The 21,052-nt window shown below is 45.4% G+C and carries 26 protein-coding genes; 14 read left to right on the plus strand and 12 right to left on the minus strand.

The features are described 5' to 3' along the window. Positions 1-5: 5 nt before the first annotated feature. Complete coding sequence (locus F6J90_RS13375) at positions 6-134, minus strand: hypothetical protein (protein WP_293093932.1); 129 nt, start codon at positions 132-134, stop codon at positions 6-8. A 747-nt stretch (positions 135-881) separates the two neighbouring features. Here F6J90_RS13375 and zds point away from each other — a divergent pair. Genes zds through F6J90_RS13390 form a run of 3 tightly spaced genes read left to right on the plus strand, consistent with a single transcriptional unit; the run spans position 882 to position 3,165 of the window. After that, positions 882-2,318: a 9,9'-di-cis-zeta-carotene desaturase gene (gene zds / locus F6J90_RS13380; RefSeq protein WP_293094871.1), complete on the plus strand. Its 1,437-nt coding sequence runs from the start codon at positions 882-884 to the stop codon at positions 2,316-2,318. 11 nt (positions 2,319-2,329) lie between these two features. After that, on the plus strand, positions 2,330-2,764 hold the full coding sequence (locus F6J90_RS13385; RefSeq protein ID WP_293093935.1) for a hypothetical protein: 435 nt from the start codon (positions 2,330-2,332) through the stop codon (positions 2,762-2,764). Continuing rightward, positions 2,725-3,165 carry an SRPBCC family protein gene (locus tag F6J90_RS13390; protein WP_293093937.1) on the plus strand — a complete coding sequence of 147 codons (441 nt, stop codon included), beginning with the start codon at positions 2,725-2,727 and terminating at the stop codon, positions 3,163-3,165. Before F6J90_RS13385 ends, F6J90_RS13390 begins: the two co-directional genes overlap by 40 nt. Positions 3,166-3,408: 243 nt before the next feature. On the opposite strand, the gene lipA is transcribed toward F6J90_RS13390, so the two are convergent. Both lipA and F6J90_RS13400 read right to left on the minus strand, forming a co-directional pair. Beyond that, positions 3,409-4,317 carry a lipoyl synthase gene (gene lipA, locus F6J90_RS13395; protein WP_293093940.1) on the minus strand — a complete coding sequence of 303 codons (909 nt, stop codon included), beginning with the start codon at positions 4,315-4,317 and terminating at the stop codon, positions 3,409-3,411. 148 nt (positions 4,318-4,465) lie between these two features. Then, positions 4,466-4,786, minus strand: coding sequence for a hypothetical protein (locus F6J90_RS13400; protein WP_293093942.1), 321 nt, complete (start codon positions 4,784-4,786; stop codon positions 4,466-4,468). Between F6J90_RS13400 and F6J90_RS13405 the strand changes: the two genes are divergently transcribed. Continuing rightward, positions 4,767-5,084 (plus strand): hypothetical protein, encoded by a 318-nt coding sequence (locus F6J90_RS13405; protein WP_293093944.1) that lies wholly within the window; start codon positions 4,767-4,769, stop codon positions 5,082-5,084. The genes F6J90_RS13400 and F6J90_RS13405 overlap by 20 nt on opposite strands. Before the next feature lie 32 nt (positions 5,085-5,116). On the opposite strand, the gene F6J90_RS13410 is transcribed toward F6J90_RS13405, so the two are convergent. Continuing rightward, complete coding sequence (locus F6J90_RS13410) at positions 5,117-5,308, minus strand: cyanobactin class RiPP (protein ID WP_293093946.1); 192 nt, start codon at positions 5,306-5,308, stop codon at positions 5,117-5,119. Positions 5,309-5,397: 89 nt separating this feature from the next. Then, positions 5,398-6,084, minus strand: coding sequence for a TIGR04283 family arsenosugar biosynthesis glycosyltransferase (locus tag F6J90_RS13415; protein WP_293093949.1), 687 nt, complete (start codon positions 6,082-6,084; stop codon positions 5,398-5,400). A 144-nt stretch (positions 6,085-6,228) separates the two neighbouring features. Between F6J90_RS13415 and F6J90_RS13420 the strand changes: the two genes are divergently transcribed. From F6J90_RS13420 to F6J90_RS13435, 4 genes are all read left to right on the plus strand, one after another. Continuing rightward, on the plus strand, positions 6,229-6,387 hold the full coding sequence (locus F6J90_RS13420) for a hypothetical protein (protein WP_293093952.1): 159 nt from the start codon (positions 6,229-6,231) through the stop codon (positions 6,385-6,387). Between the two features lie 286 nt (positions 6,388-6,673). Further along, the gene (locus tag F6J90_RS13425; protein WP_293094874.1) at positions 6,674-7,891 is read left to right on the plus strand and encodes an RNA-guided endonuclease TnpB family protein; all 1,218 of its coding nucleotides are present in this window, start codon (positions 6,674-6,676) and stop codon (positions 7,889-7,891) included. Between the two features lie 48 nt (positions 7,892-7,939). After that, positions 7,940-8,527 (plus strand): IS607 family transposase, encoded by a 588-nt coding sequence (locus F6J90_RS13430; protein WP_293093955.1) that lies wholly within the window; start codon positions 7,940-7,942, stop codon positions 8,525-8,527. A 131-nt stretch (positions 8,528-8,658) separates the two neighbouring features. Then, the gene (locus F6J90_RS13435) at positions 8,659-8,802 is read left to right on the plus strand and encodes a hypothetical protein (protein ID WP_293093957.1); all 144 of its coding nucleotides are present in this window, start codon (positions 8,659-8,661) and stop codon (positions 8,800-8,802) included. On the opposite strand, the gene F6J90_RS13440 is transcribed toward F6J90_RS13435, so the two are convergent. Both F6J90_RS13440 and F6J90_RS13445 read right to left on the minus strand, forming a co-directional pair. Then, positions 8,732-9,364 (minus strand): TIGR04282 family arsenosugar biosynthesis glycosyltransferase, encoded by a 633-nt coding sequence (locus F6J90_RS13440; RefSeq protein ID WP_293093960.1) that lies wholly within the window; start codon positions 9,362-9,364, stop codon positions 8,732-8,734. The genes F6J90_RS13435 and F6J90_RS13440 overlap by 71 nt on opposite strands. Next, entirely contained in the window at positions 9,306-9,464 is a 159-nt protein-coding gene (locus F6J90_RS13445) for a hypothetical protein (protein ID WP_293093963.1), read from the minus strand. The genes F6J90_RS13440 and F6J90_RS13445 overlap by 59 nt, the downstream gene beginning before the upstream one ends. Before the next feature lie 91 nt (positions 9,465-9,555). On the opposite strand from F6J90_RS13445, the gene F6J90_RS13450 reads away from it, so the two are divergent. Further along, positions 9,556-9,705, plus strand: a complete 150-nt coding sequence (locus tag F6J90_RS13450) for a hypothetical protein (RefSeq protein ID WP_293093966.1) — start codon at positions 9,556-9,558, stop codon at positions 9,703-9,705. 1 nt (position 9,706) lies between these two features. On the opposite strand, the gene F6J90_RS13455 is transcribed toward F6J90_RS13450, so the two are convergent. After that, positions 9,707-10,564 (minus strand): AAA family ATPase, encoded by an 858-nt coding sequence (locus tag F6J90_RS13455; RefSeq protein WP_366513749.1) that lies wholly within the window; start codon positions 10,562-10,564, stop codon positions 9,707-9,709. A gap of 20 nt (positions 10,565-10,584) precedes the next feature. On the opposite strand from F6J90_RS13455, the gene F6J90_RS13460 reads away from it, so the two are divergent. Continuing rightward, positions 10,585-11,487 carry a ParA family protein gene (locus F6J90_RS13460; protein ID WP_293093972.1) on the plus strand — a complete coding sequence of 301 codons (903 nt, stop codon included), beginning with the start codon at positions 10,585-10,587 and terminating at the stop codon, positions 11,485-11,487. On the opposite strand, the gene F6J90_RS13465 is transcribed toward F6J90_RS13460, so the two are convergent. Beyond that, a complete protein-coding gene (locus F6J90_RS13465) occupies positions 11,452-11,859 on the minus strand; it encodes a hypothetical protein (RefSeq protein WP_293093975.1) in 408 nt (135 codons plus the stop codon). The genes F6J90_RS13460 and F6J90_RS13465 overlap by 36 nt on opposite strands. Positions 11,860-12,059: 200 nt before the next feature. Between F6J90_RS13465 and F6J90_RS13470 the strand changes: the two genes are divergently transcribed. Then, complete coding sequence (locus F6J90_RS13470) at positions 12,060-12,536, plus strand: TspO/MBR family protein (protein ID WP_293093978.1); 477 nt, start codon at positions 12,060-12,062, stop codon at positions 12,534-12,536. 43 nt (positions 12,537-12,579) lie between these two features. Here the strand turns inward: F6J90_RS13470 and F6J90_RS13475 are convergent, their stop codons facing one another. Then, complete coding sequence (locus F6J90_RS13475; RefSeq protein ID WP_293093981.1) at positions 12,580-12,771, minus strand: hypothetical protein; 192 nt, start codon at positions 12,769-12,771, stop codon at positions 12,580-12,582. A 189-nt stretch (positions 12,772-12,960) separates the two neighbouring features. Continuing rightward, positions 12,961-13,680: a pentapeptide repeat-containing protein gene (locus tag F6J90_RS13480; protein ID WP_293093983.1), complete on the minus strand. Its 720-nt coding sequence runs from the start codon at positions 13,678-13,680 to the stop codon at positions 12,961-12,963. A gap of 419 nt (positions 13,681-14,099) precedes the next feature. Here F6J90_RS13480 and F6J90_RS13485 point away from each other — a divergent pair, with 419 nt between their 5' ends. Together F6J90_RS13485 and F6J90_RS13490 are read left to right on the plus strand one after the other, a co-directional pair. Beyond that, positions 14,100-16,421 (plus strand): serine/threonine phosphatase, encoded by a 2,322-nt coding sequence (locus tag F6J90_RS13485; protein ID WP_293093986.1) that lies wholly within the window; start codon positions 14,100-14,102, stop codon positions 16,419-16,421. 417 nt (positions 16,422-16,838) lie between these two features. Beyond that, positions 16,839-18,062 (plus strand): protein kinase, encoded by a 1,224-nt coding sequence (locus F6J90_RS13490; RefSeq protein ID WP_293093989.1) that lies wholly within the window; start codon positions 16,839-16,841, stop codon positions 18,060-18,062. 516 nt (positions 18,063-18,578) lie between these two features. Here F6J90_RS13490 and F6J90_RS13495 read toward each other — a convergent pair. Next, positions 18,579-18,797, minus strand: coding sequence for a DUF4327 family protein (locus tag F6J90_RS13495; RefSeq protein ID WP_071103068.1), 219 nt, complete (start codon positions 18,795-18,797; stop codon positions 18,579-18,581). Positions 18,798-19,072: 275 nt separating this feature from the next. On the opposite strand from F6J90_RS13495, the gene F6J90_RS13500 reads away from it, so the two are divergent. Continuing rightward, a complete protein-coding gene (locus F6J90_RS13500) occupies positions 19,073-21,010 on the plus strand; it encodes a prolyl oligopeptidase family serine peptidase (RefSeq protein WP_293093992.1) in 1,938 nt (645 codons plus the stop codon). Positions 21,011-21,052 lie beyond the last annotated feature (42 nt).

Raw genomic sequence — 21,052 nt, forward strand, 5'->3', positions numbered from 1 at the left:
AAAGCTTATCCTTTTAAGGCAAGAGGCAAGAGGCAAAAGGCAAAAGGCAAGAGACAAAAGGCAAAAGGCAAAAGGCAAAAGGCAAGAGGCAAGAGGCAAGAGGCAAGAGGCAAGAGGCAAGAGGCAAGAGGCAAGAGGCAATATTAAAGATAGTTTTCAGGGAATCAGTGTCCCAAAAAACTGTACCTCTTATTAAGTCATAAAAACGCTATAAAAGAAATGATGATGAAGATAAATCGTAGGGTGGGCAGTGCTCGAAACCGATCAGTAAGCCATGTCATCGGGGGAAAACACTGCCCACCGACAGGAAATTGACTGGGCTACTCCACCGCACTCAAACGCGATTGGCCGTAGGCCACGCTACGCGAACGCACTAAATTTTTAATAATATTAAGGAGCGTAGGGTAGGCTGTGCTCAAAACCGATCAGATTAGCTTTTCATCGGAGGAAAACACTGCCCACCACCAACAAAAAAAGGAAAAAAAAAGTTACTTCTCTAAATCATAACACAATTGATCCCACTGGTGGGCAGTGCTGGCGGACTAATTCAAAAGCTGATCATCGGCAAGGTCAGCACTGCCGAGCCTACATCAACTCAAAAGCGATCGCACTTAGATCGCACTGGTGGGCAGTGCTGGCGGACTAATTCAAAAGCTGATCATCGGCAAGGTCAGCACTGCCGAGCCTACATCAACTCAAAAGCGATCACGCTTAGATCGCACTGGTGGGCAGTGCTTGATCCCAATGGAAAAGCTGATCATCGGCAAGGTCAGCACTGCCCACCCTACATCTCCCGACTCCCGACTCCCGACTCCCGACTCCCGACTCCCGACTCCCGGAATATATTACAATCTGTAAAGAAACTGAAAGGAAAAGGGAGAATGCGCTTAGCAATCGTTGGTGCGGGGCTCGCGGGCATGGCCACAGCAGTAGAGTTAGTGGATGCTGGTCATGAGGTGGAAATTTTTGAATCCCGTCCCTTTGTGGGGGGAAAGGTGGGCAGCTGGGTAGATAAGGATGGCAATCACATCGAAATGGGGTTGCATGTCTTCTTTGGCTGCTATTACAACCTGTTTGACCTAATGAAGAAGGTGGGAGCGTTCCAGTTTCTGCGCCTGAAGGAGCATACTCACACCTTTATTAATCAGGATGGACGCAAGGGTGAGCTAGACTTTCGCTTCATTACTGGTGCTCCTTTTAATGGCCTAAAAGCCTTTTTTACCACCTCCCAACTCTCCCTCCAGGATAAGCTGCAAAACTCCATTGCTCTGGGGATTAGCCCTCTGGTGCGTGGCTTGATAGATTTCGATGGCGCAATGAAAACGATTCGTGACCTAGATGCGGTCAGTTTCGCTGATTGGTTTCGCGGTCATGGTGGTTCCGACGGTAGTTTAAAGCGGATGTGGAATCCCATTGCCTATGCTCTGGGTTTCATCGATACCGAGAATATTTCTGCCCGTTGTATGCTGACGATATTCCAGTTATTTGCTGCTAGAACCGAAGCATCGGTACTACGAATGCTGGAAGGCTCTCCTCATGAGTACCTCCATAAACCAATTATTAAGTATTTAGAGGAAAGAGGAGCAAAAATCCACACTCGCCGCCAAGTCAGGGAAATTCTGTTTACGGAAACCCCAGAGGAAACCCGAGTCACTGGTTTAGTAATTGCCAAAGGGGAAACTGAAGAAACCATAACGGCTGATGGCTATGTCTGTGCCGTTGATGTGCCTGGTGTTCAACGGCTGTTACCCAAATCATGGCGCAAGTGGTCCGATTTCGATAATATCTACAAGCTGGATACGGTACCAGTGGCCACCGTCCAACTACGATTTGATGGCTGGGTCACAGAGCTTCATGATGCTGAGAAACGCCAGCAACTCCAAGAAGCAGCAGGGATGGATAATCTACTGTATACTCCCGATGCTGACTTTTCCTGCTTTGCTGATTTAGCTCTCACTAGTCCTGGTGACTATTACAAAGCGGGTGAAGGGTCACTGATGCAGTTGGTACTAACCCCAGGAGACCCATTTATCCGACAAAGTAATGATGCGATCGCAAAACATGTGCTTCACCAAGTCCATAACTTGTTTCCCTCCTCACGAGACTTGACCATGACCTGGTATAGTGTCGTAAAACTCGCTCAGTCTCTATACCGAGAAGCCCCTGGCATGGACCCCTATCGCCCTAACCAAAAGACACCAATCCCTAATTTCTTCCTAGCCGGTAGCTATACCCAACAAGACTATATCGATAGTATGGAAGGAGCTACCCTATCCGGGCGTCGTGCTGCTAAGGCGATTGAGTCTTTGGTTAATTGAGGGAATAGGGAATGGGGAATAGGGAACAGGGAATAGGGAACAGGGAACAGGGAACAGGGAACAGGGAACAGCGGATAAACGAACAGGGAAAGAGAGGGGAGTTTGGCGAGATGGGGAGATGGGGAGATGGGGAGATGGGGAGATGGGGAGATGGGGAGATGGGCAATACTGGCTGGATTTTGGATAAATCCCCCCTATCCCCGTCGGGATCCCCCTGCCTGTTCCCTGTTCCCTATTCCCTGTTCCCTACTCCCTATTCCCTGTTCCCTACTCCCTACTCCCTGTTCCCTGTTCCCTGTTCCCTATTCCCTGTTCCCTACTCCCTACTCCCTGTTCCCTGTTCCCTGTTCCCTGTTCCCTTTGCTATCGCGAAGTCTAAAATAATACTTTACCAACCTAAAACCCCATGTCTGATTGGCTGGAACATAGTGTACAAGTTGAAGTAGAAGTTCCCATTGAGTTAGCGTGGGAGCTTTGGTCTGATTTAGAGCAAATGCCCCGGTGGATGAAGTGGATTGACTCAGTGCAAGTCCTAGAAGACGATCCTGACTTATCCCGGTGGAAACTTGCCAGTATGGGTTTTGAGTTTAGCTGGCTCTCTCGAATTCTGAAATTAGTTCCACACCAGATTATTCAGTGGGAATCAGTAGATGGTTTGCCCAATCGAGGTGCAGTGCGCTTCTACGACCGTAAAGATAGCAGTATCGTTAAGCTGACCATTGCTTACGGCATTCCCGGCATTCTTGGTCAGTTAATGGATAACTTATTTTTAGGTAACTTAGTTGAGTCTACCATCCAGGAAGATTTAGAACGATTCCGGGATTATGCCTTGAAGGTTAAAGGGTAGGAGTGCAGAGGGTGGGGAGTGTGGGGAGTGTGGGAGGTGTGGGGAGATGGGGAGATGGGGAGATGGGGAGATGGGGGGATGGTTATTAAGGTAAATTACTAGGATATCATATTAAACCTTAAACCTTCTAACCTTCAACCTTCAACCTTAAACCTCCTAACCTTAAACCTCCTAACCTTCAACCTTCAACCTTCAACCTTCAACCAGCTAACCTTCAACCTTCAACCTCCTAACCTTAAACCTTCAACTTTCCCCAGCATGGTACGAACTACGAACCAAAGGACCGGAACGAACATGGGCAAATCCCATATCCCGTGCGATCGCACCTAGCTCATCAAACTCTTCCGGTGTCCAGTATTTTTGTACCGGCAGATGTTGGAGGGAGGGACGCATATATTGACCGAGGGTGATGCGATCGCATCCAATCTTACCTAAATCCGCCATCGCCTCAATCACTTCTGCTTTGGTTTCCCCATGGCCCAACATTAATCCGGACTTAGTGGGAATGGCGGGATTGAGTTGCTTGACAATGCTGAGCACATCAAGGGATCGCTGATATTGTGCTCCTCGGCGCACCTTGCCCTGTAAGCGCTGCACTGTTTCAATATTGTGGTTGTAACAGGCTGGCTTGGCCTCCACCACCGTGGCTATCCGTTGCTGTTGCAACTCTGCTGAGGTTTGATCCTGCTCACCTTTACCCCCCCAGAAATCTGCCGTTAGCACTTCTATCTCAGTACCTGGATTGAGTTGGCGGATTGCATCCATCGTAGCCACAAACCAACCGGCACCCTGGTCTGGCAAATCATCCCGAGCCACAGAGGTCAGCACCACATACCGCAACCCCAATAACTGTACCGATTCCGCTACTTTCTGGGGCTCCTCTGGGTCTAGGGCCATGGGAGCATGACCTTTATCCACTTGACAAAATGCACAAGACCGTGTACACGTCGGTCCCATCAACAAAAATGTAGCGGTTTTCTGAGAATAGCACTCACCTCGGTTCGGGCAACGTCCCTCTTCACAAATGGTGTGAATCTGCCGTTGTTTAATAATCCGCTGCACCGTTGAGATGTCACTAGCATTACCAATCGGACGTCGCAACCAAGACGGAAGTGCAGTAATTTCTGAACGCCATTGTTTTTGTGTAGTCATGGGGAGTCGAGAGTGTGGGGAGTGTGGGGAGTGTGGGGAGTGTGGGGAGATGGGGAGATGGGGAGATGGGGAGATGGGGGGATGTAAGAAGTAGTTGCTGATCGATTATAAGGTATCTTTGAAATGATTATTCTGGCGTAACTAAGCATTATACAGCATTTTCCAATGCTATCAGGTACACAGGATTTTTGGTGTTACTTAATATTGGAATAATTTTAATAGTGCAAGTAGAATAGGCATCTTGCCTGTGGCTGTTGTCGGTAGAATAGGCATCTTGCCTGTGGTCTGTAGAATAGCCATCCTGCCTGTGGTCTGTAGAATAGCCATCCTGCCTGTGGTCTGTAGAATAGGCATCCTGCCTGTGATCTGTAGAATAGGCATCCTGCCTGTGGTCTGTAGAATAGGCATCTTGCCTGTGGCTGTGGTCTGTAGAATAGGCATCCTGCCTGTTGCTGGTATTTGCGATCACCCCACTGCTATTAATTACGCCCCTCAGTAATGCCGGATTTTTTACTTTTTACCTCTTACCCACTCCCGATTCCCGATTCCCGATTCCCGACTCCCGACTCCCGATTCCCCTCTTTAAAACGAAAACCCCAATAGCTGGGGTTTCTCTATCAGAATCAAATTTATCAAAAAAGTCTCAAAGCGGGCAAGCACCGGGCAAACACCAGGGCGTGGTAACCGAAGACCCCGAAGTAGCCAGGGTTTCCCGCCAATTTATCGCAGCCAATCGACCGCCCACCACTGATAAAAAAGACTTTTGAGATAATTTCCATTAATTGTGATAGAGTGAGTCTTACTCCCCGTCCCCCGCAAAAGGATTACACATAATATCTTCCCCCCAATAGGAAGGGGTGATTGACCCCCCACCGATGATGCCTGCCATGCCCTCCGTCAGGGTAGTTTCTTCCAATCCCGGGATGGGCTTTGCGGTAGTGGAACGTACGATCGGGGATTTTTGCTTAGGTAATAAATTCTTTTTGCCCATAACAGCCACTCTCCATAAAGATCTTCTGTGGTCAACAATACCATCGGGTCTGGGGGTCGAGTCAAGTTGGCAACAATTCTAAATTCCATTCATCCTTTTGCCCGACGATACCAACCCATAATCCGGTGAGGAGAAACGCCCAAATGATAGGCAATGATCACCAGTTGGTTAATTAATGTAGTTTTCACAACCCCTAAGGTCTGCCAGCGGCGTCCTGATGTTAGCACAGGTTGACTAAGGATAGTTATTTTACCTAGGTTGCGGAGGCGTCGCATTAAGTCAAAATCTTCCATAATCGGTAGATTCAGAAAACCACCAAGGTCTATAAACACCTTAGTCTTGATAAAGATGGCCTGATCACCGTAGGGCAGGGAGCAAAAACGCGATCGCAAATTCACCATCCGTTCAATCAGCCTTACCCCCCGCAGGTTAGCATCAATAGCTAATTCAAAGGCACCAGCCACGGTGTGATAGTCTTGTAACCCTTCGCGAACTAACGTATCAAATCCTTTAGGTAAACGGGTATCAGCGTGGAGAAACAGCAGAATATCTCCCGTAGCCGCCGCAGCCCCAGCATTCATTTGACTAGCGCGACCGGTACCAGCAGCTATAATCTTAGCACCCATTGATTGTGCGATCGCAACAGTTTCATCATCACTGCCCCCATCTACCACAATCACTTCCACATTAGACGCTTCCCTAACCGTAGCCAAAGTATCAGCTATGTGACTAGCCTCATTGAGAACCGGGATGATAATGGAAATTTTTACTATCACGCAAGACGTTTAGGCATTGTTTCTGACAAATTAGCATCCCTGACTAGGGAATAACCATTTTTTTTTAATTTCTATCCATATTTAGACATTTATTACGTATTAACGATATAATAAAAGGTAAACTAGATACAAAGTAAGCAGTCAGTGGTCAGTGGTCAGTGGTCAGTGGTCAGTGGTCAGTGGTCAGTGGTCAGTGGTCAGTGGTCAGCCGTCAGTGGTCAGCTTATTTTATTCAAAGCACCATCTGTAGTGTGCCACAGGCTTTGTGGCACAGGCTTCGTGGCACAGGCTTCCAGCCTGTGACGACCTAACCCATAAGCTGATACCTAATACCTAATACCTAATACCTAATACCTAATACCTAATACCTAATACCTAATATCTGTTCGCGTAGGGTGTGCGTAGCACATAACCTGATATCTGACTGCTGATAGCTAACTGCTAATCGCTGATTAACAAAAATAGCGGAATTCCCCACCCTGTAAGAGGGTGGGGATGGATAACGACTCAGGAATTTTACTACAAAGGTTGAAGCCTTACTGCGAAATCTGTATAATAGTAATATGGGTCGATAATAAGCTTGAGTGCAGTGAGACATAAAGCCATCAAAGTAAGAATTTATCCCACACAAGAGCAAGTTCAAATATTAGCTCAGCATTTTGGATGCGCTCGCTGGTGGTGGAACTATGGACTAAATGAGTGCATAGAAACTTACAAGGCAACTGGAAAAGGACTAAAACAATCTGCGCTCAATTCCATGCTGCCAAAACTCAAAAAACAAAAAGAGACTGAATGGCTAAAGGACTGTTACTCCCAGGTATTACAATCTGTAAGTCTCAACCTTAGTCGTGCATATCAGAATTTTTTTGAAGGCAGAGCAAAATATCCTAGATTCAAGTCATATCATCATCGCCAATCAATTCAGTACCCTCAAAATGTCAAACAAGTGGGTAACTGCCTTAAGTTCCCTGGAAAACTAGGAACTGTCAAAGCAAGAATTCATCGGCCACTAGACGGGGATATCAAAACTGTAACAGTAAGCAGAGACCCTTCTGGTAAGTATTACGCTTCTGTTTTGATGGAATACGAATCAACAGATGTGAAACTATCTAAGGAAGGGAAAGTAATTGGTATTGATTTGGGTATCAAGGATTTTGCGATTACCTACGATGGCGAAAAGACTTCTAAATTTGGAAATCCTAAACATTTAGCTAAATACGAAAAGAAGCTAACTAGGAAACAACGTATTGCTGCCCGCAAGAAAAAAGGAAGTAGTGGGCGAAGGAAAGCTAGAAAGATTGTAGCTAAGGTATATGAACGTATTGGAAATGTCCGCCAAGACTACCTTCATAAACTATCTAGGAAAATCGTAGACCAGAACCAGGTAGTGGTAGTTGAAAACCTAAATGTCAAGGGCATGGTTCGTAACCATAAATTAGCTAAAGCAATCTCTGATCTGAGTTGGGGAACTTTTGTAAATTTCCTCTCTTATAAATGCGGAAAAGAAGGAAAAGTACTGGTCGAGATAGATCGGTGGTTTCCCAGCTCATTAACCTGCTCTAATTGTCATTACCGAATCAAAGAGTTGCCACTAGATGTAAGATCTTGGATTTGTCCAAGTTGTGGCACTCATCACGATAGAGACGGTAATGCGGCCAAGAATATTAGAGCAGAAGGTATCAGAATGCTATCCTCCTCTGGGACGGGGGAGGTCAACGCCAGTGGAGAAGAAGTAAGACCAAAGCGAGGACGTCCGTCTAAGCTAAGGCGTTCTTCCGTGAAACTGGAAGCCCCAACCTCTACGTAGTAGGTTGGGGTAGTTCACACTCAATTCAAATAAGGTGATAAATCCAACATGTCAGGGTTAACCATTAGTATTGGAGAAGCAGCCAGTGAGCTAGGGGTCTCAGTTAAAACCTTAAGGAGGTGGGCAGACGCAGGAAAAATTAGGTCACAACGCTCTCCCAGTGGCCATCGGCGATTTTATGTAGCCGATATCAAACACATTACACCACGGAATGTCGGTCAGATCGATGATCGCATAACCATTAACTATGCCCGTATTTCAGATCAAGACCAAAAAGAAGATTTAGTCAAGCAAATCAAGATTTTAGAGTCTTTTAGTACTGCTAATGGTTGGCAGTATGAAACAATTCAAGATTCAGGTTCCGGAATCAATTCCCAAAATAAAGGCTTACAGAAACTGCTCAAGCGCATCATGCAGGGGAATGTTGGCAGACTTGTAATTACTCACAAAGATAGGCTGCTTAGAGTTAGCGCTGAATTAGTCTTTGCTATGTGTGAAGAATTCAATACAGAAGTAATAATTATCAACAAGTCATCAGAAGACATCAGCCTTGAACAAGAATTAGTCAAAGACATGATGGAGCTGATTACAATATTTTCAGAAAAACTCGATAGTGCTAAGAGTTACAAAATGTAAGCTATCAGCTATTAGCTATCAGCTATTAGCGTGTCGCGTATCAGCTATCAGCCATCAGCTATCAGCTTATGGGCTACATCACAGGCTAGAAGCCTGTTCCACAAAACTGACCACTGACGGCTGACCGCTGAATGCTTACCCCGATTCCCGATTCCCGATTCCCGATTCCCGATTCCCGATTCCCTACTCCCTACTCCCTACTCCCTACTCCCTACTCCCAACTCCCATCAAATTTGATACTACCCATAGATCCTCTGGGCGGTCAACATCAGTAAGCTGGGAAAGCATCGCCATAGTTAGGTTAAGACTCTTAGCAATATCCACGGTTTGCTGCAAAACTTCAGATGTTCCCCAACTCACTCCCACAAATAAATCTGGAATCAATCGACCTAGACCAACCAGATAGTAGCCGCCATCTTTGGCTGGTCCAAGTACTAAATCATGATTGTCTAGAGCCTCAAATGCCTGATTCATCACCGAACTATTCAAATCGGGGCAATCAATACCAATGATCACAACTTTGGTCATGCTTTCCGCAAACGATAACTCAAATGCCGTTGTGATTCGCTTGCCCAAATCCCCATCACTCTGAGGTTTATAGACCAGATTCGACCCTAACCAATTCTCCATTAGCTGTTGATTACCACCAGCAAAATGGATTTCTACAGACACAGGGCGACCAGTTGTTAATTCCTTGACCTGGGCAACAGTATGTTCCGTCATCCGACGTTGAAGGTTGGCCGCACCATCCGCTCCTAGAGCTGGTATCATCCGGGTTTTAGTCTTTCCGGGCTCTGGATAGCGGCTGAAAATAATTAGGCGTTCTGTAACTATCATTATATGAAGGGAACAGGGAACAGGGAATAGGGAGTCGGGAGTCGGGAGTCGGGAGTCGGGAATCGGGAGTCGGGAGTCGGGAGTCGGGATTAGGGGACAATAATTATCAAAATTACTACACCGATTTTTAGATAGGATTTATAATCCTATCACGAAAAATAATCTTAATTTATCATAACAGTAAAAACTCCTTGGAGCTCTTGACTACTGTTCCCTATTCCCTCTTACCTCTTACCTGCTTCCTACTCCCTACAGATTCGATTCCCGATTCCCGATTCCCGATTCCCGATTCCCGATTTACCATCAATCCTATGTTCACCTATCAAATACAAACCCTATAGTTTACATGCCTATTTTTTCCAAAACTTCTTGGGCAAGAGACCTAAATTCTTCTGAAGCCATAGAATAGGGCTTATAATCCAACACAGACACAGGAGACGGTATATCCTGATTGTCTACTTTTTCAACTTGTTCAGCACACTTGGCCAAATCATCTCGATCGAAAATAACACTCTTCATGACATCAAAGCCATAGCGCTCGGAAATTGCTTTTATCCGTTTTGGCAAGGTATGCTGTATAAACATATTATTGGTTGCGATTTTACAAGGCAACACTCCCAACACTTTAAGGGGCGGCTTAATCTTGACTTGTTTTCTATAGCCATTAATCGCTCTGATGAAATCTTTCACATTCAGTAATCCTTGATTAGAAAAAGGCTTGAGGTCTGAAGGAATGATTAAAAAGTCAGCAGTGATCAAAGCAATTCTAGCATATAAATTCCAAGAGGGAGGGGTATCAATAATTACCACATCATAGTAAGTTTTAACATCCTCTAGTTTATCCATCAGCATGAGCAGGCTAAAATCAAGCTGATTCATATCAAGCTCATATTTCATCAGATCAATGTGAGCAGGAACCACATCAATTTCTGGATTGGTAAATTCTGATTTTCTAGCTACTTCCGAGATTGAGAAGAATTCTTCAGATTGCAAAACATGGAGAATATTACACTCTTTGATATCATCAAATGCTTCGTCATGAAATTTAACCAGTCCGGTAGCAAAGGTAGCATTCGCTTGGCTATCAAGATCGATGACAAGCACTTTTTTGCGGTTTTTTCGGATAGCTGCCCCTAGGTTAACCACCGTCGTGGTTTTCCCCACGCCGCCTTTGTTATGGTATACTGCAATGACCTTCACGTTATATTACCTCTTTCTTTTTGTCAAAACTGGGATACACCATTTCTATAGTCAATATGAAAGGCGGTGTTGGCAAGACTACCACCACCGTCAACCTTGCTACCTGTCTTGCCAAAGATTATGGCATGCGAGTATTAATCGTTGATCTCGATACCCAGATTAATGCTACCCTAAGCCTGATGCCTCCAGTGCAATTTGCTAAACTAAAGAAGGAAGACCGAACCTTAAAAAAAATAATTAATCAAGTAATTCAGTCACCGACTCAGGCATATATTCCCGTTGAACAAGCGATTCAGCGCAATATTTGTCGAGTAGATGGACTAGATTTATTGCCAGGGGATATCGAAACCTACAATGATTTTCTATTGGCTGCATTGCTGTTTTCTCAGTCAAAGGATAATCCCCAAGAGTTTGAAAACAACTGGAATCAGCTAGAAAACTATTTAGTTAAGCGTGCCCTAGAGCCAGTTCAACAAACCTACGATTTTATTCTATTGGATTTCCCTCCAAGTGAGAATATTATCACTCGTAGTGGAATTATTGCTAGTGATTTTTATATCATTCCTGCCAAACCTGAACCCTTATCAGTGGTTGGGATTGGCATCCTGGAAGAAGGTCAGATCAAAAAGCTCGTACAAAGCGATCGCTCTGGGATAACCCTGATTGGGATTCTGTTTTTCTCCCTTGGTCACGCCACCAATATGGCTACACAAGTCAAGAACCGATTGACCGATAATTTTGGGAAAGACAAAATTTTTAGTATAGAAATTCCCAGGAATGTTGCAGTTGCCAAAGCCGTGGATGAGTTTCGACCTGTGGTCGTCAATGAACCCCAAGCACCAGGAGCCAAAGCCTTTACTCAATTCACTCAAGAATTTATCCAAAAATTATCGAATATTATAACAAATAAATCCAAGAAATAGTTGAGCAGAAGTCGGGAATCGGGAATCGGGAGTCGGGAATCGGGGTAAGAGTGTGGGGAGAGTGGGAGGTGTGGGAGGTGTGGGGAGTTGTGTAGGGTGCGTAGGGTGTGTTAGGGGCGGGCTTGCCCTCATGTTCAACACCGAGCGCCAGTGTTGGGACAGGCCGTCCGGAAATGTAACGGGCAAGATGCCCGTTCCACCAAGATGCCCGTTCCACCAAGATGCCCGTTCCACCAAGATGCCCGTTCCACCAAGATGCCCGTTCCACCAAGATGCCCGTTCCACCAAGATGCCCGTTCCACCAAGATGCCCGTTCCACCAAGATGCCCGTTCCACCAAGATGCCCATTCCACCCACCGGGTCAAACAGCAAAGACTACATTTTTGCTGATTTTTGCTAATTTTTGAATAAATTACCCATTTATATCATGTCAGGATAATTACCGTTAATAAAAATCTCCCCTATCTTCCCATCTCCCCATCTCCCCATCTCCCCACACCTCCCACCCTCCCCACCCTCTGCTTAATTATGGGTATTCAACCAGACTTGATATTAGGAGCAAGGCGAAAATCATGATTAAATCTTGGATGGTAATTGCAGCGGTAACCCTGCTAGTAGCATTGGGTGGTAACTTAATCACCAGACCGGCAGGAATGAGATGGTTCTATCGCCTACGTCGTCCACAATGGCTAACCTTCGAGGGAGCAATTCCCCTAATCTGGATAACTATCTTTATTTGCGGTGGTTGGTCAGCCTATATAGTTTGGGAAAATGACCCAGGTAGCCGAAGCACCTGGTTGCTGATGGGTTTATATCTACTACTAGAAATCATCACCATCGCTTATACACCCGTGATGTTCCTATTTCGTAGCCTAACCGTTGGCACCATTATTGGTGGCACAGGTGCCTTATTAAGTATTATCCTGGCTTTACTGATTTATCCCGTATCTATCGTGGCGTTTTTGTTGCTACTTCCCTACATGATTTGGAGTCCAATTGGGACCTATACTACCTGGCAAATGAGGCGACTTAATCCAGGAGCAGCATAATTTATAGCAATTATTATACTCATGAGGTACAAATTTCTGGGTTTTAGGGAGTAGGGAGCAGGGAGCAGGGAGCAGGCAAGAGGCAAGAGGCAAGAGGCAAGAGGCAAGAGGCAAGAGGCAAGAGGCAAGAGGCAAAAGGCAAGAGGCAAGAGGCAAGAGGCAAGAGGTAAAAAATATAGTGTTTATCATAGCTATGATAAACACTATATTTAATTTTCTTCCCGTCAGGGTGCATCTCACTTGTGCAAAAACACTTTTCGGCAAGAGAAAGCTAATATCATTATTATGACAATTACCTTAAAAAAAAATCTCCCCCATCTCCCGTTTATTTTGTTTCTCCTCCTCTCCCCACCCTCCCCACACTTCCCACCCTCCCCACACTTCTTTTAGTTATAGATTTACAAATATTAGATGCACCCAGAGATTAGTAATCATCCGTTCCATAAACAGTTTTCCCATCAGGCATCACAGCAAATTGTAAATCAGCGCCCTTTAGATTAGTGCCCTTCAATACCGCATCTTGCAAATTGGCGTAACGCAAATTTGCTTTATAAAGGTTAGCACCAGTGAGATTAGCCTCCCTCAAAATTGCACCATAAATACTAGCATGACTCAAGTCAGCATGCTCCATATTGGCACCAGTCAAGTCAGCTTCTCGAAGCTCAGTACGATTAAGAATAGCAGTACTTAAATCAGCATTAGCCAATCGGATATTGAGCAGATTAGCATCACTGAGATCGGCACCTTTCAAGTTAGTATCTTTAAAATCAGCGCCATCTAAGTCAGCAGAGGTTAACTTCGCATTTTCCAAACGAGCACCAATCACTTTAGCATCTTTGAGTTTAGCCTTCTCTAGGTTACTATCGGATAAGTTAGCTTGGCTAAAGTCAGCTCTGCTAAAGTCAACTCCACTTAAGTCAAGTCCAGTCAAATCAATACCCATGAGATCACACTCTACACAGGTCTTGTTTTTTAACATTAATTCAAGCTTTTTTGTCTTGGCTTGTTGATGTTGAATGGTCTTACTGGAGTTATCATTAGTTTTTAGGGATATGCTGACCGGTTGCGCAGATGATAGATGAAGAGCAATTGGTATAGTTGCCGCTAAGATGGCAGCCATGATTAAAGGTAGTTTAATGTTCATAAGCAAAAGCTTGCCCAGATTGACCCGAGAGTAGCGGCTCTACTTAGATAGATACAAGAGATTATTCGCCCCTACCGGAAAAAAAGTTTAAACTTTTGTGTATAAATAGCAGATGTTTGCTGTAGTAAGAGGAGAGGCTTTGCCAGAAGGGACCGATAATAGAGCTAGTTTCCCGTTTGGTTGTTATCCCCCTATGCTCCCTGGGTAGACTATAGGGTGTAGCCTAGAAAAAAAATAGTTACTTAAAAAATTTCTTTAATTATAGCATGACATGGCACGAGAGCGTAAAAATTGTAATCAGGCTATGCTGCTAAAAGCTGCCATTACAGATTACAGCGTGGCCAACTAGATGGCAGTTAGATTAAATCTTAAAAGTTACCCACCAAAGCGCGGAATTTAAGGATTAAGGAAGTTCCATTATGTTAGTTTGTCCCCAGTGTCAGTTCGAGAACCCAAATACCAACAAGTTTTGTCAACGATGTGGAACTTCCCTAACCGATAAAAGTTGTCATGAATGCGCTAGCCAAGTGCCCCTAAATGCTGAAACTTGTCACAACTGCGGTGCGTTCACAGGAACGGTTTGGAGGGCAATTATTTCTAAGCAGCAAAATTCGGCAACCTCCCCGCAGTATTCTCCTCAAACCCCGGTTGAGGTGTCAGAGTCCTCAACTGATCAGGCTACCCCAGTAGCGGTGTCGCAACCAGAGTCTGACCAGACAGACAGGGAACTAACCCAGCCAGCATCATTCCTAGAAACAAGACAAGAGTCGCTAACTAAATCGGATACTATACTAACAGAGCCAGGGGATGATGGCACCTTGTCCCAAGCATCAACAGTCTTCGCTGATGAAGCATGGATAAACAACAGAAGTGGCTGTGATCAAGTGGAACTAGAATCATCAGAGGAGCCATTACTAGAGATTAGCCCCATACAGAAGAAACCTCAATCTACTGAAGCTTCGAGCTGGTCAATTCCTAATCTCGAAAACCCAACTTCTCAGACAGCAACAATTGTCTATCTAGACCAGGGTAAGCGTTACAGAGTACTAGAACCTGAGAAACTCTGTCAGATCGGGGAAAGTAAGACAAAAGACTATAGTATCTTTGTCACAGTTTTGGACTGCCAACCGTTACAAAAGTCTCCCCTAGAAGCCCTGATTAATCAAGCAAAATTGTCTCCAGAGAAATTTGCTCTATCGACAACCCTAGAGCAGCCAAAACCTTCGTCGAAAGAAAACGTAGACGTTTGGAAAGTCCTAGATATCCCACAGAGTGCTAAACCCTATTTGGCTCTCAAGGACTTATTTTACCCTAGTGTGCCAGAAATTCATGATGTTTGGCAGCAAAATGGTAAGGCGATAATCCTGCTAGAAAACCGTTCAGAATGGCAGTTACTGAGTAAGTTGTGGGGGTCCGAAGAGTTTTCTAAACTGCAAATCCTATACTGGCTCGATGAAATGGCAAAGCTTTGGCAAGCTCTAGAGCCTTGGCATTGTCGTCAGAGTCTGTTGGAACTGACGAATCTCCGGGTGGATGAAGACCAAGCACTAGGTTTGGAGCGTCTATATCCGGATAGAGAGGAAAATCCGCTAACCCTAGAAGATTTGGGACAACTGTGGCAACGATTATTTAATCAGTCCCAGCGAACCCAATTTACCTCCTTGTCAACGGTTGTCCGGCAGTTGTGTACTAAGGAAATTGAAACCATTGAGGAATTGCGATCGCATCTGCAAGCCATTGCTCACGAACAAGAATCTGACCCATACGAATCCGGTATGGAATTAACTGAGGCTGTAGTCTCAGAAATGGCAACGGCAGACACTCAACCTCGTGATAGTCAGGAATTATTGTCTGATCGACCAGGAATTGAGCAACAAGGGGATGACATGCCAACGGTACTGTTGCCAATGAGCTTGCAGAGTCTCGATGATCTCGGTCATACAGATATTGGTCATCAAAGAGATCATAATGAGGATTGTTTTGGCATCGAGACCCAACTCAAAAAGCAGGAAAATCCCATTGGTCGAACTATACAAGCTCGTGGTTTATATATTCTCTGCGATGGCATGGGAGGGCATGCGGCTGGGGAAGTAGCCAGTTCTATGGCAGTAGAGGTACTCCAGAATTACTTTAAACAAAATTGGCAAGACGAGTTTCCCACAGAAGATAGTCTCAGGAAATCGGTCTATGTAACAAATCAAGCGATTTTCGATATCAACCAACAAAATGCTCGCTCTGGCAGCGGTCGAATGGGTACGACTCTAGTCATGATGTTGATTCAAAATACCAAGGTAGGGATTGTCCATGTCGGAGATAGTCGGGTCTATCGTCTAACTCGCAAACGAGGCTTAGAGCAAATCACTATAGACCACGAGGTGGGTCAACGAGAAATCCAGCACGGAGTAGATCCAGAGCTGGCTTACTCTCGCCCTGATGCCTATCAACTAACTCAAGCCCTTGGACCGCGCAGTGAGCAATTCCTAAATCCGGATGTGCAATTCATAGATATCGCAGAAGATACTATATTCTTACTTTGTTCTGATGGTTTGTCAGATAATGACCTGTTGGAAAATTACTGGCAAACTCACTTAGCGCCTTTACTAAGTTCCCGAGCTAGCCTCGATCAGGGTCTGGCTAACTTGATTGAGCTGGCAAATGAGCATAATGGTCACGACAACATTACACTAATCCTAGTTCGAGTGAAGGTGCGACCAAACTTGGCTCAACCAACATTACATTAGGTCATTAGTTATGTGTCATTAGTCATTACAGCGGTTTTCAATTCGGTGAGGTACAAAATTATGGGTTTTAGGGACTTCGGAGCAGGTACTTCGGAGCAGGGAACAGGAAACCACCCCTAACCCCTCCCAGGAGGGGAAGAGGGAACAGGGAAAAAATTTGTGTACCTCATTAGGCTAGAAACCGCTATAGTTATTCATTAGTCATTAGGTAATTAGTCATTAGGTAATTAGTTGTTTGTGATTAGTCATTAGTCATTAGTTGTATGTGATTAGTAGCTGCCAGTAGATTCTGGTTAGTCACTTTGGACAAAGGACAAAACCCACAAAGGATAAAACCCACAAAGGATAAAACCCACAAAGGATAAAACCCACAAAGGATAAAACCCACAAAGGACTTTGGACAAAGGACAACTGACTATGGTCACACTGACCCTATTAGATCCGTTAAGCCCCACTCCAGTGCAGCAGTGGAGCTTTCAGAGCAAATCTACGATTCGCATTGGTCGTGCTCCTGATAATGATGTGATTGTCGATGACCCGATCGTGTCACGACATCACCTGGAACTCAGGGCTAGTGCTTCCCCATCGGGTCCGATGTGGCAGTTGGTCAATCAGGGTGCCAATGGCACCTTCCTCAATGGTGTCTTGGTTTCCCAGGGGGTGCTGCCGGAAAAGGCTCTGATTCAGCTAGCCCAGAAAGGTCCCTTGCTGCAATTCCAAGTTCAAACCCAGCAACTCCCTTCCCTAGCACCCAAGCCCTTGACTGAGACTACTAAGCCATGCCAACACCAAGGCAATGCACCAGGTAATTTGTTCTGTATTCACTGTGGTCAACCCTTGGTGCCAGTCGAGCGAGTCATTCGCAACTACTATGTTTTGCGGACATTGGGACAGGGGGGAATGGGAACCACTTATCTTGCCTGGGACAAAGTTAACAGCAAGGATGGATACCCACTCCTACTAGTACTGAAGGAAATGAATGCTGACATGGCTCAAATTTCCAAGGCTCAAGAACTGTTTGAACGAGAGGCTCGCACCCTGAAAACCCTGAATCATCCCGGAATTCCGCAGTATTACGACTTTTTTGTGGAAGGGGGGAAAAAATACTTAGCAATGGCTCTGATCCACGGTGAAGATTTAGAAAAACGTGTCTTGAGCACTGGACCAGTCACCTTGCCCCAGGCAGTAGAGTGGATGATTCAGACTTGCGATATCTTAGACTACATCCACGACCGCCAGCCGCCTCTAATCCACCGAGACGTTAAGCCCGCGAATTTGATGGTGCGCCATCGAGATAACCGAATTGTGATGTTGGATTTCGGTGCTGTTAAAGAAATTGGCACAATACCAGGCACACGGATTGGTGCCGAGGGATATAGTGCTCCTGAACAAGACCGAGGTCAGCCTTGCACTCAATCGGATCTTTACGCCATTGGCCCAACTCTAATATTTCTGCTCACCGGGGAAGCTCCTCTAAAGTATTATCAAAGGCGTAGTTCAGGATATCGGTTTGATGTATCAGGCGTTCCCACTGTTACTCCCCAATTAAGGCAAGTAATTGAGCGGGTTTGCCAACCAAGAGCTTGCGATCGCTACCAAACGGCAAAAGAGCTGATGCAAGCTTTGGTTGCTTGTATTTAGGAGTCGGCGTCTTAGAATATGAGCAGAAATTTCACGGGGAGAATTTGGCGTAGGCTAGTGATTAGGATAAGGGGGGGCAAGGGAATCAAGAAAGGAGATACTCACCCTACCCGCGCTGTATCCTCATCCATGACCAAGCTTTCGGATTGAAGGGTGGACGCCAAACGGGAGCGAAAGAAGTCAGATCGTAAGTATTCAGCTATCAGCTATCAGCTATAAGCTATCAGCTTTCAGCCATTGGCCGTAGGCCAGGCTAAGGGAACAGCTTTTGAATAAAATAAGCTGACCACTGACCGCTGACCGCTGAATGCTTACGTCAGATCAAGTCCGGTTAATTACTTCTAAAAATGGTTGATCCCTGTTGATCGCCTTTTGTCAATTGTCAAGTTTTAATTATTGATAGCTAATTGTTAATAGCCAATTAACCACTGACAACTTTCAATTGTCAATTTTCTGTCAATTTTCAATAGACGAACAACAGAGATCGATAAGTACTTAACCTGACACTGGATCAGATCATTCTTCGTCCCAGGCTTCCACAGCTAGTAAGTCACTGATCGGGTCTTGCATGGTAAACCCGAATTCAGTCAGTTCCTGTTTCCAGTGGGACCATTTGTCCCCATAGAGTAGGGCAATTTTCCAAAGGCTGTCACTGGGTTTAATAATATTGGATTCCGCCAGTGAACGCACATGGCGTTGCAACTTCACCATGGGGTGAGTAACTGTTTGAGTCATACTCTAAAATCTCTAAATCAATTCTGTTGTTAGATTGGCTTTTGCGAATACCTGAACTACAATGCTTCCCCTTTGCGTTAATGCGCCGATCTGTAGAGTTTTGTACGGCAAGGAAGCCCCTCTATACTCTTTTAGCGCAATCGGATGCATTTAAGCAAGCCCGATTTGGGTAAATGTACGGGAATCCCTACTTTAACGCGAACCATGGACACTTAGTCAGGTTAGGATAGTAGCTAGAGCCCAAGGAAATTAGAGGCAATTAGAGCAGTTTTTCCATGACCCAACCACCACACCTTGTCCCCTATGGTTCCTGGAAATCCCCTATTACCGCTGACATGATTGTTCAAGGCAGCGTTAGGTTGGGCAGCATAGCCCTTGATCAAAAGGATGTTTACTGGATTGAAGGGCGACCTGCGGAAGCTGGACGCAATGTAATCGTGCGACGCACCCCTGATGGCAAAACTGTTGATCTGACTCCCGAGCCCTTCAATGCTCGGACTCGGGTTAACGAGTATGGCGGTGGTACTTTTGCTGTTAAGGATGGCACAATTTACTTCTCTAATTTTGCTGACCAACGTCTGTACCAACAAACCCCAAGCTCCAAACCCCAACCTCTAACCCCCATAGCTAACTGGCGCTATGGTGATGGGGTAATTGACCAGGAAAGAGGACGTATAATCTGTGTGGGAGAAAACCACACGGTGGATGGGGAACCAGTGAATACCTTGGTTAGCATCAGCCTAGAAAACGGTGAAGATATTCAAGTGCTAGCCTCTGGCTGTGACTTTTACTCCTCGCCGCGCCTAAGTCCCGATTCCTCTCAACTCGCTTGGCTAACCTGGAATCATCCCAATATGCCCTGGGATGGTACTCAACTCTGGGTAGCTCCAATCTTAACCGATGGTTCTCTAGGTGTTGCAGAGCCAATTGCTGGTGGGGTTGATGAGTCGGTATTTCAGCCAGAGTGGTCACCAGATGGTGTCCTTTACTTTGTTTGCGATCGCACTAATTGGTGGAATCTCTACCGCTGGCAACCAACCCGAGGGGAAATCGAACCCCTGTGTGAAATGGAAGCCGAGTTTGGACTACCCCAGTGGGTCTTTGGCATGTCTACTTATGGCTTCGATGGTGCCAATCGAATCATATGTACCTATACTCAGGAAGGAAACTGGCATTTAGCTAGTATTGACCTAAACACTAAGCAGCGGTCGGTCATTGCCACACCATACACCAGTATTTCCTACCTAAGGGTAGCTGATAATCAAGCGGTTTTTATCGGTGGTTCCGTAACAGAAGCAAGCGCTATTGTTCAGTTGGACTTGACAAATGGACAAATCAATGTATTAAGGAAGTCAAGTGAGTTAGCTATCGATACTGGCTATCTATCGCGGCCTCAAGCGATCGCATTTCCCACAACTAATGGACTGACCGCCTATGGTTTCTTCTACCCACCACAAAACAAAGACTACACCGCAGCAACCTCCGAAAAACCACCCCTAATTGTCAAAAGCCACAGTGGACCTACGGCGGCGACTTCCAGTGCCTTTAACCTAAAAATTCAATACTGGACCTCTCGTGGTTTTGCCATCCTAGATGTCAACTATGGAGGGAGTACTGGCTATGGGCGGGACTATCGTCAGCGCCTTCAAAACAACTGGGGTATTGTGGATGTTGATGACTGCACCAATGGCGCGAAGTACCTAGCTGAGCAAGGACTAGTTGATGGTGAACGACTGGCCATTGCTGGGGGGAGTGCAGGGGGTTATACAACTCTAGCTGCTCTGACATTCCGAGATGTGTTTAAAGCTGGCGCTAGCTACTACGGTATAAGTGATTTGGAAGTACTAGCCAAGGATACCCACAAATTTGAATCCCGGTATTTCGATGGGTTGATCGGTCCTTATCCAGAACGTAAAGATTTATATCAACAGCGATCGCCTATTCATTTCACAGACCAACTATCTTGTCCTGTAATTTTCTTCCAGGGGCTAGAAGACAAGGTAGTCACCCCTAGTCAAGCAGAAATGATGGTAGCCGCTTTGAAGGCTAAGGGGTTACCTGTAGCCTATGTTACCTATGAAGGGGAGCAACACGGTTTTCGTAAAGCTGAAACGATTAAACGGACTCTGGAAGGGGAGTTGTATTTTTACTCCCGGGTATTTGGATTTGAGCTAGCAGAGGCGATAGAACCTGTAACTATCTATAATTATTAGTCATTATTGAATTACGTTAATCTGTAGACATGGCTCAAGACC

It is taken from the genome of Moorena sp. SIOASIH (assembly GCF_010671925.1).
Lineage (GTDB): Bacteria > Cyanobacteriota > Cyanobacteriia > Cyanobacteriales > Coleofasciculaceae > Moorena.

Bases quoted from the DNA above. Each gene is read 5' to 3' on its own strand.
- F6J90_RS13430 (WP_293093955.1), top strand. From the start codon at position 7,940: ATGTCAGGGTTAACCATTAGTATTGGAGAAGCAGCCAGTGAGCTAGGG.
- F6J90_RS13475 (WP_293093981.1), bottom strand. From the start codon at position 12,771: ATGCACCCTGACGGGAAGAAAATTAAATATAGTGTTTATCATAGCTAT.
- F6J90_RS13485 (WP_293093986.1), top strand. From the start codon at position 14,100: ATGTTAGTTTGTCCCCAGTGTCAGTTCGAGAACCCAAATACCAACAAG.
- F6J90_RS13500 (WP_293093992.1), top strand. From the start codon at position 19,073: ATGACCCAACCACCACACCTTGTCCCCTATGGTTCCTGGAAATCCCCT.
- F6J90_RS13495 (WP_071103068.1), bottom strand. From the start codon at position 18,797: ATGACTCAAACAGTTACTCACCCCATGGTGAAGTTGCAACGCCATGTG.
- zds (WP_293094871.1), top strand. From the start codon at position 882: ATGCGCTTAGCAATCGTTGGTGCGGGGCTCGCGGGCATGGCCACAGCA.
- F6J90_RS13410 (WP_293093946.1), bottom strand. From the start codon at position 5,308: ATGGGCAAAAAGAATTTATTACCTAAGCAAAAATCCCCGATCGTACGT.
- F6J90_RS13440 (WP_293093960.1), bottom strand. From the start codon at position 9,364: ATGATAGTTACAGAACGCCTAATTATTTTCAGCCGCTATCCAGAGCCC.
- F6J90_RS13385 (WP_293093935.1), top strand. From the start codon at position 2,330: ATGGGGAATAGGGAACAGGGAATAGGGAACAGGGAACAGGGAACAGGG.
- F6J90_RS13480 (WP_293093983.1), bottom strand. From the start codon at position 13,680: ATGAACATTAAACTACCTTTAATCATGGCTGCCATCTTAGCGGCAACT.
- F6J90_RS13390 (WP_293093937.1), top strand. From the start codon at position 2,725: ATGTCTGATTGGCTGGAACATAGTGTACAAGTTGAAGTAGAAGTTCCC.
- lipA (WP_293093940.1), bottom strand. From the start codon at position 4,317: ATGACTACACAAAAACAATGGCGTTCAGAAATTACTGCACTTCCGTCT.
- F6J90_RS13435 (WP_293093957.1), top strand. From the start codon at position 8,659: ATGCTTACCCCGATTCCCGATTCCCGATTCCCGATTCCCGATTCCCGA.
- F6J90_RS13470 (WP_293093978.1), top strand. From the start codon at position 12,060: ATGATTAAATCTTGGATGGTAATTGCAGCGGTAACCCTGCTAGTAGCA.
- F6J90_RS13490 (WP_293093989.1), top strand. From the start codon at position 16,839: ATGGTCACACTGACCCTATTAGATCCGTTAAGCCCCACTCCAGTGCAG.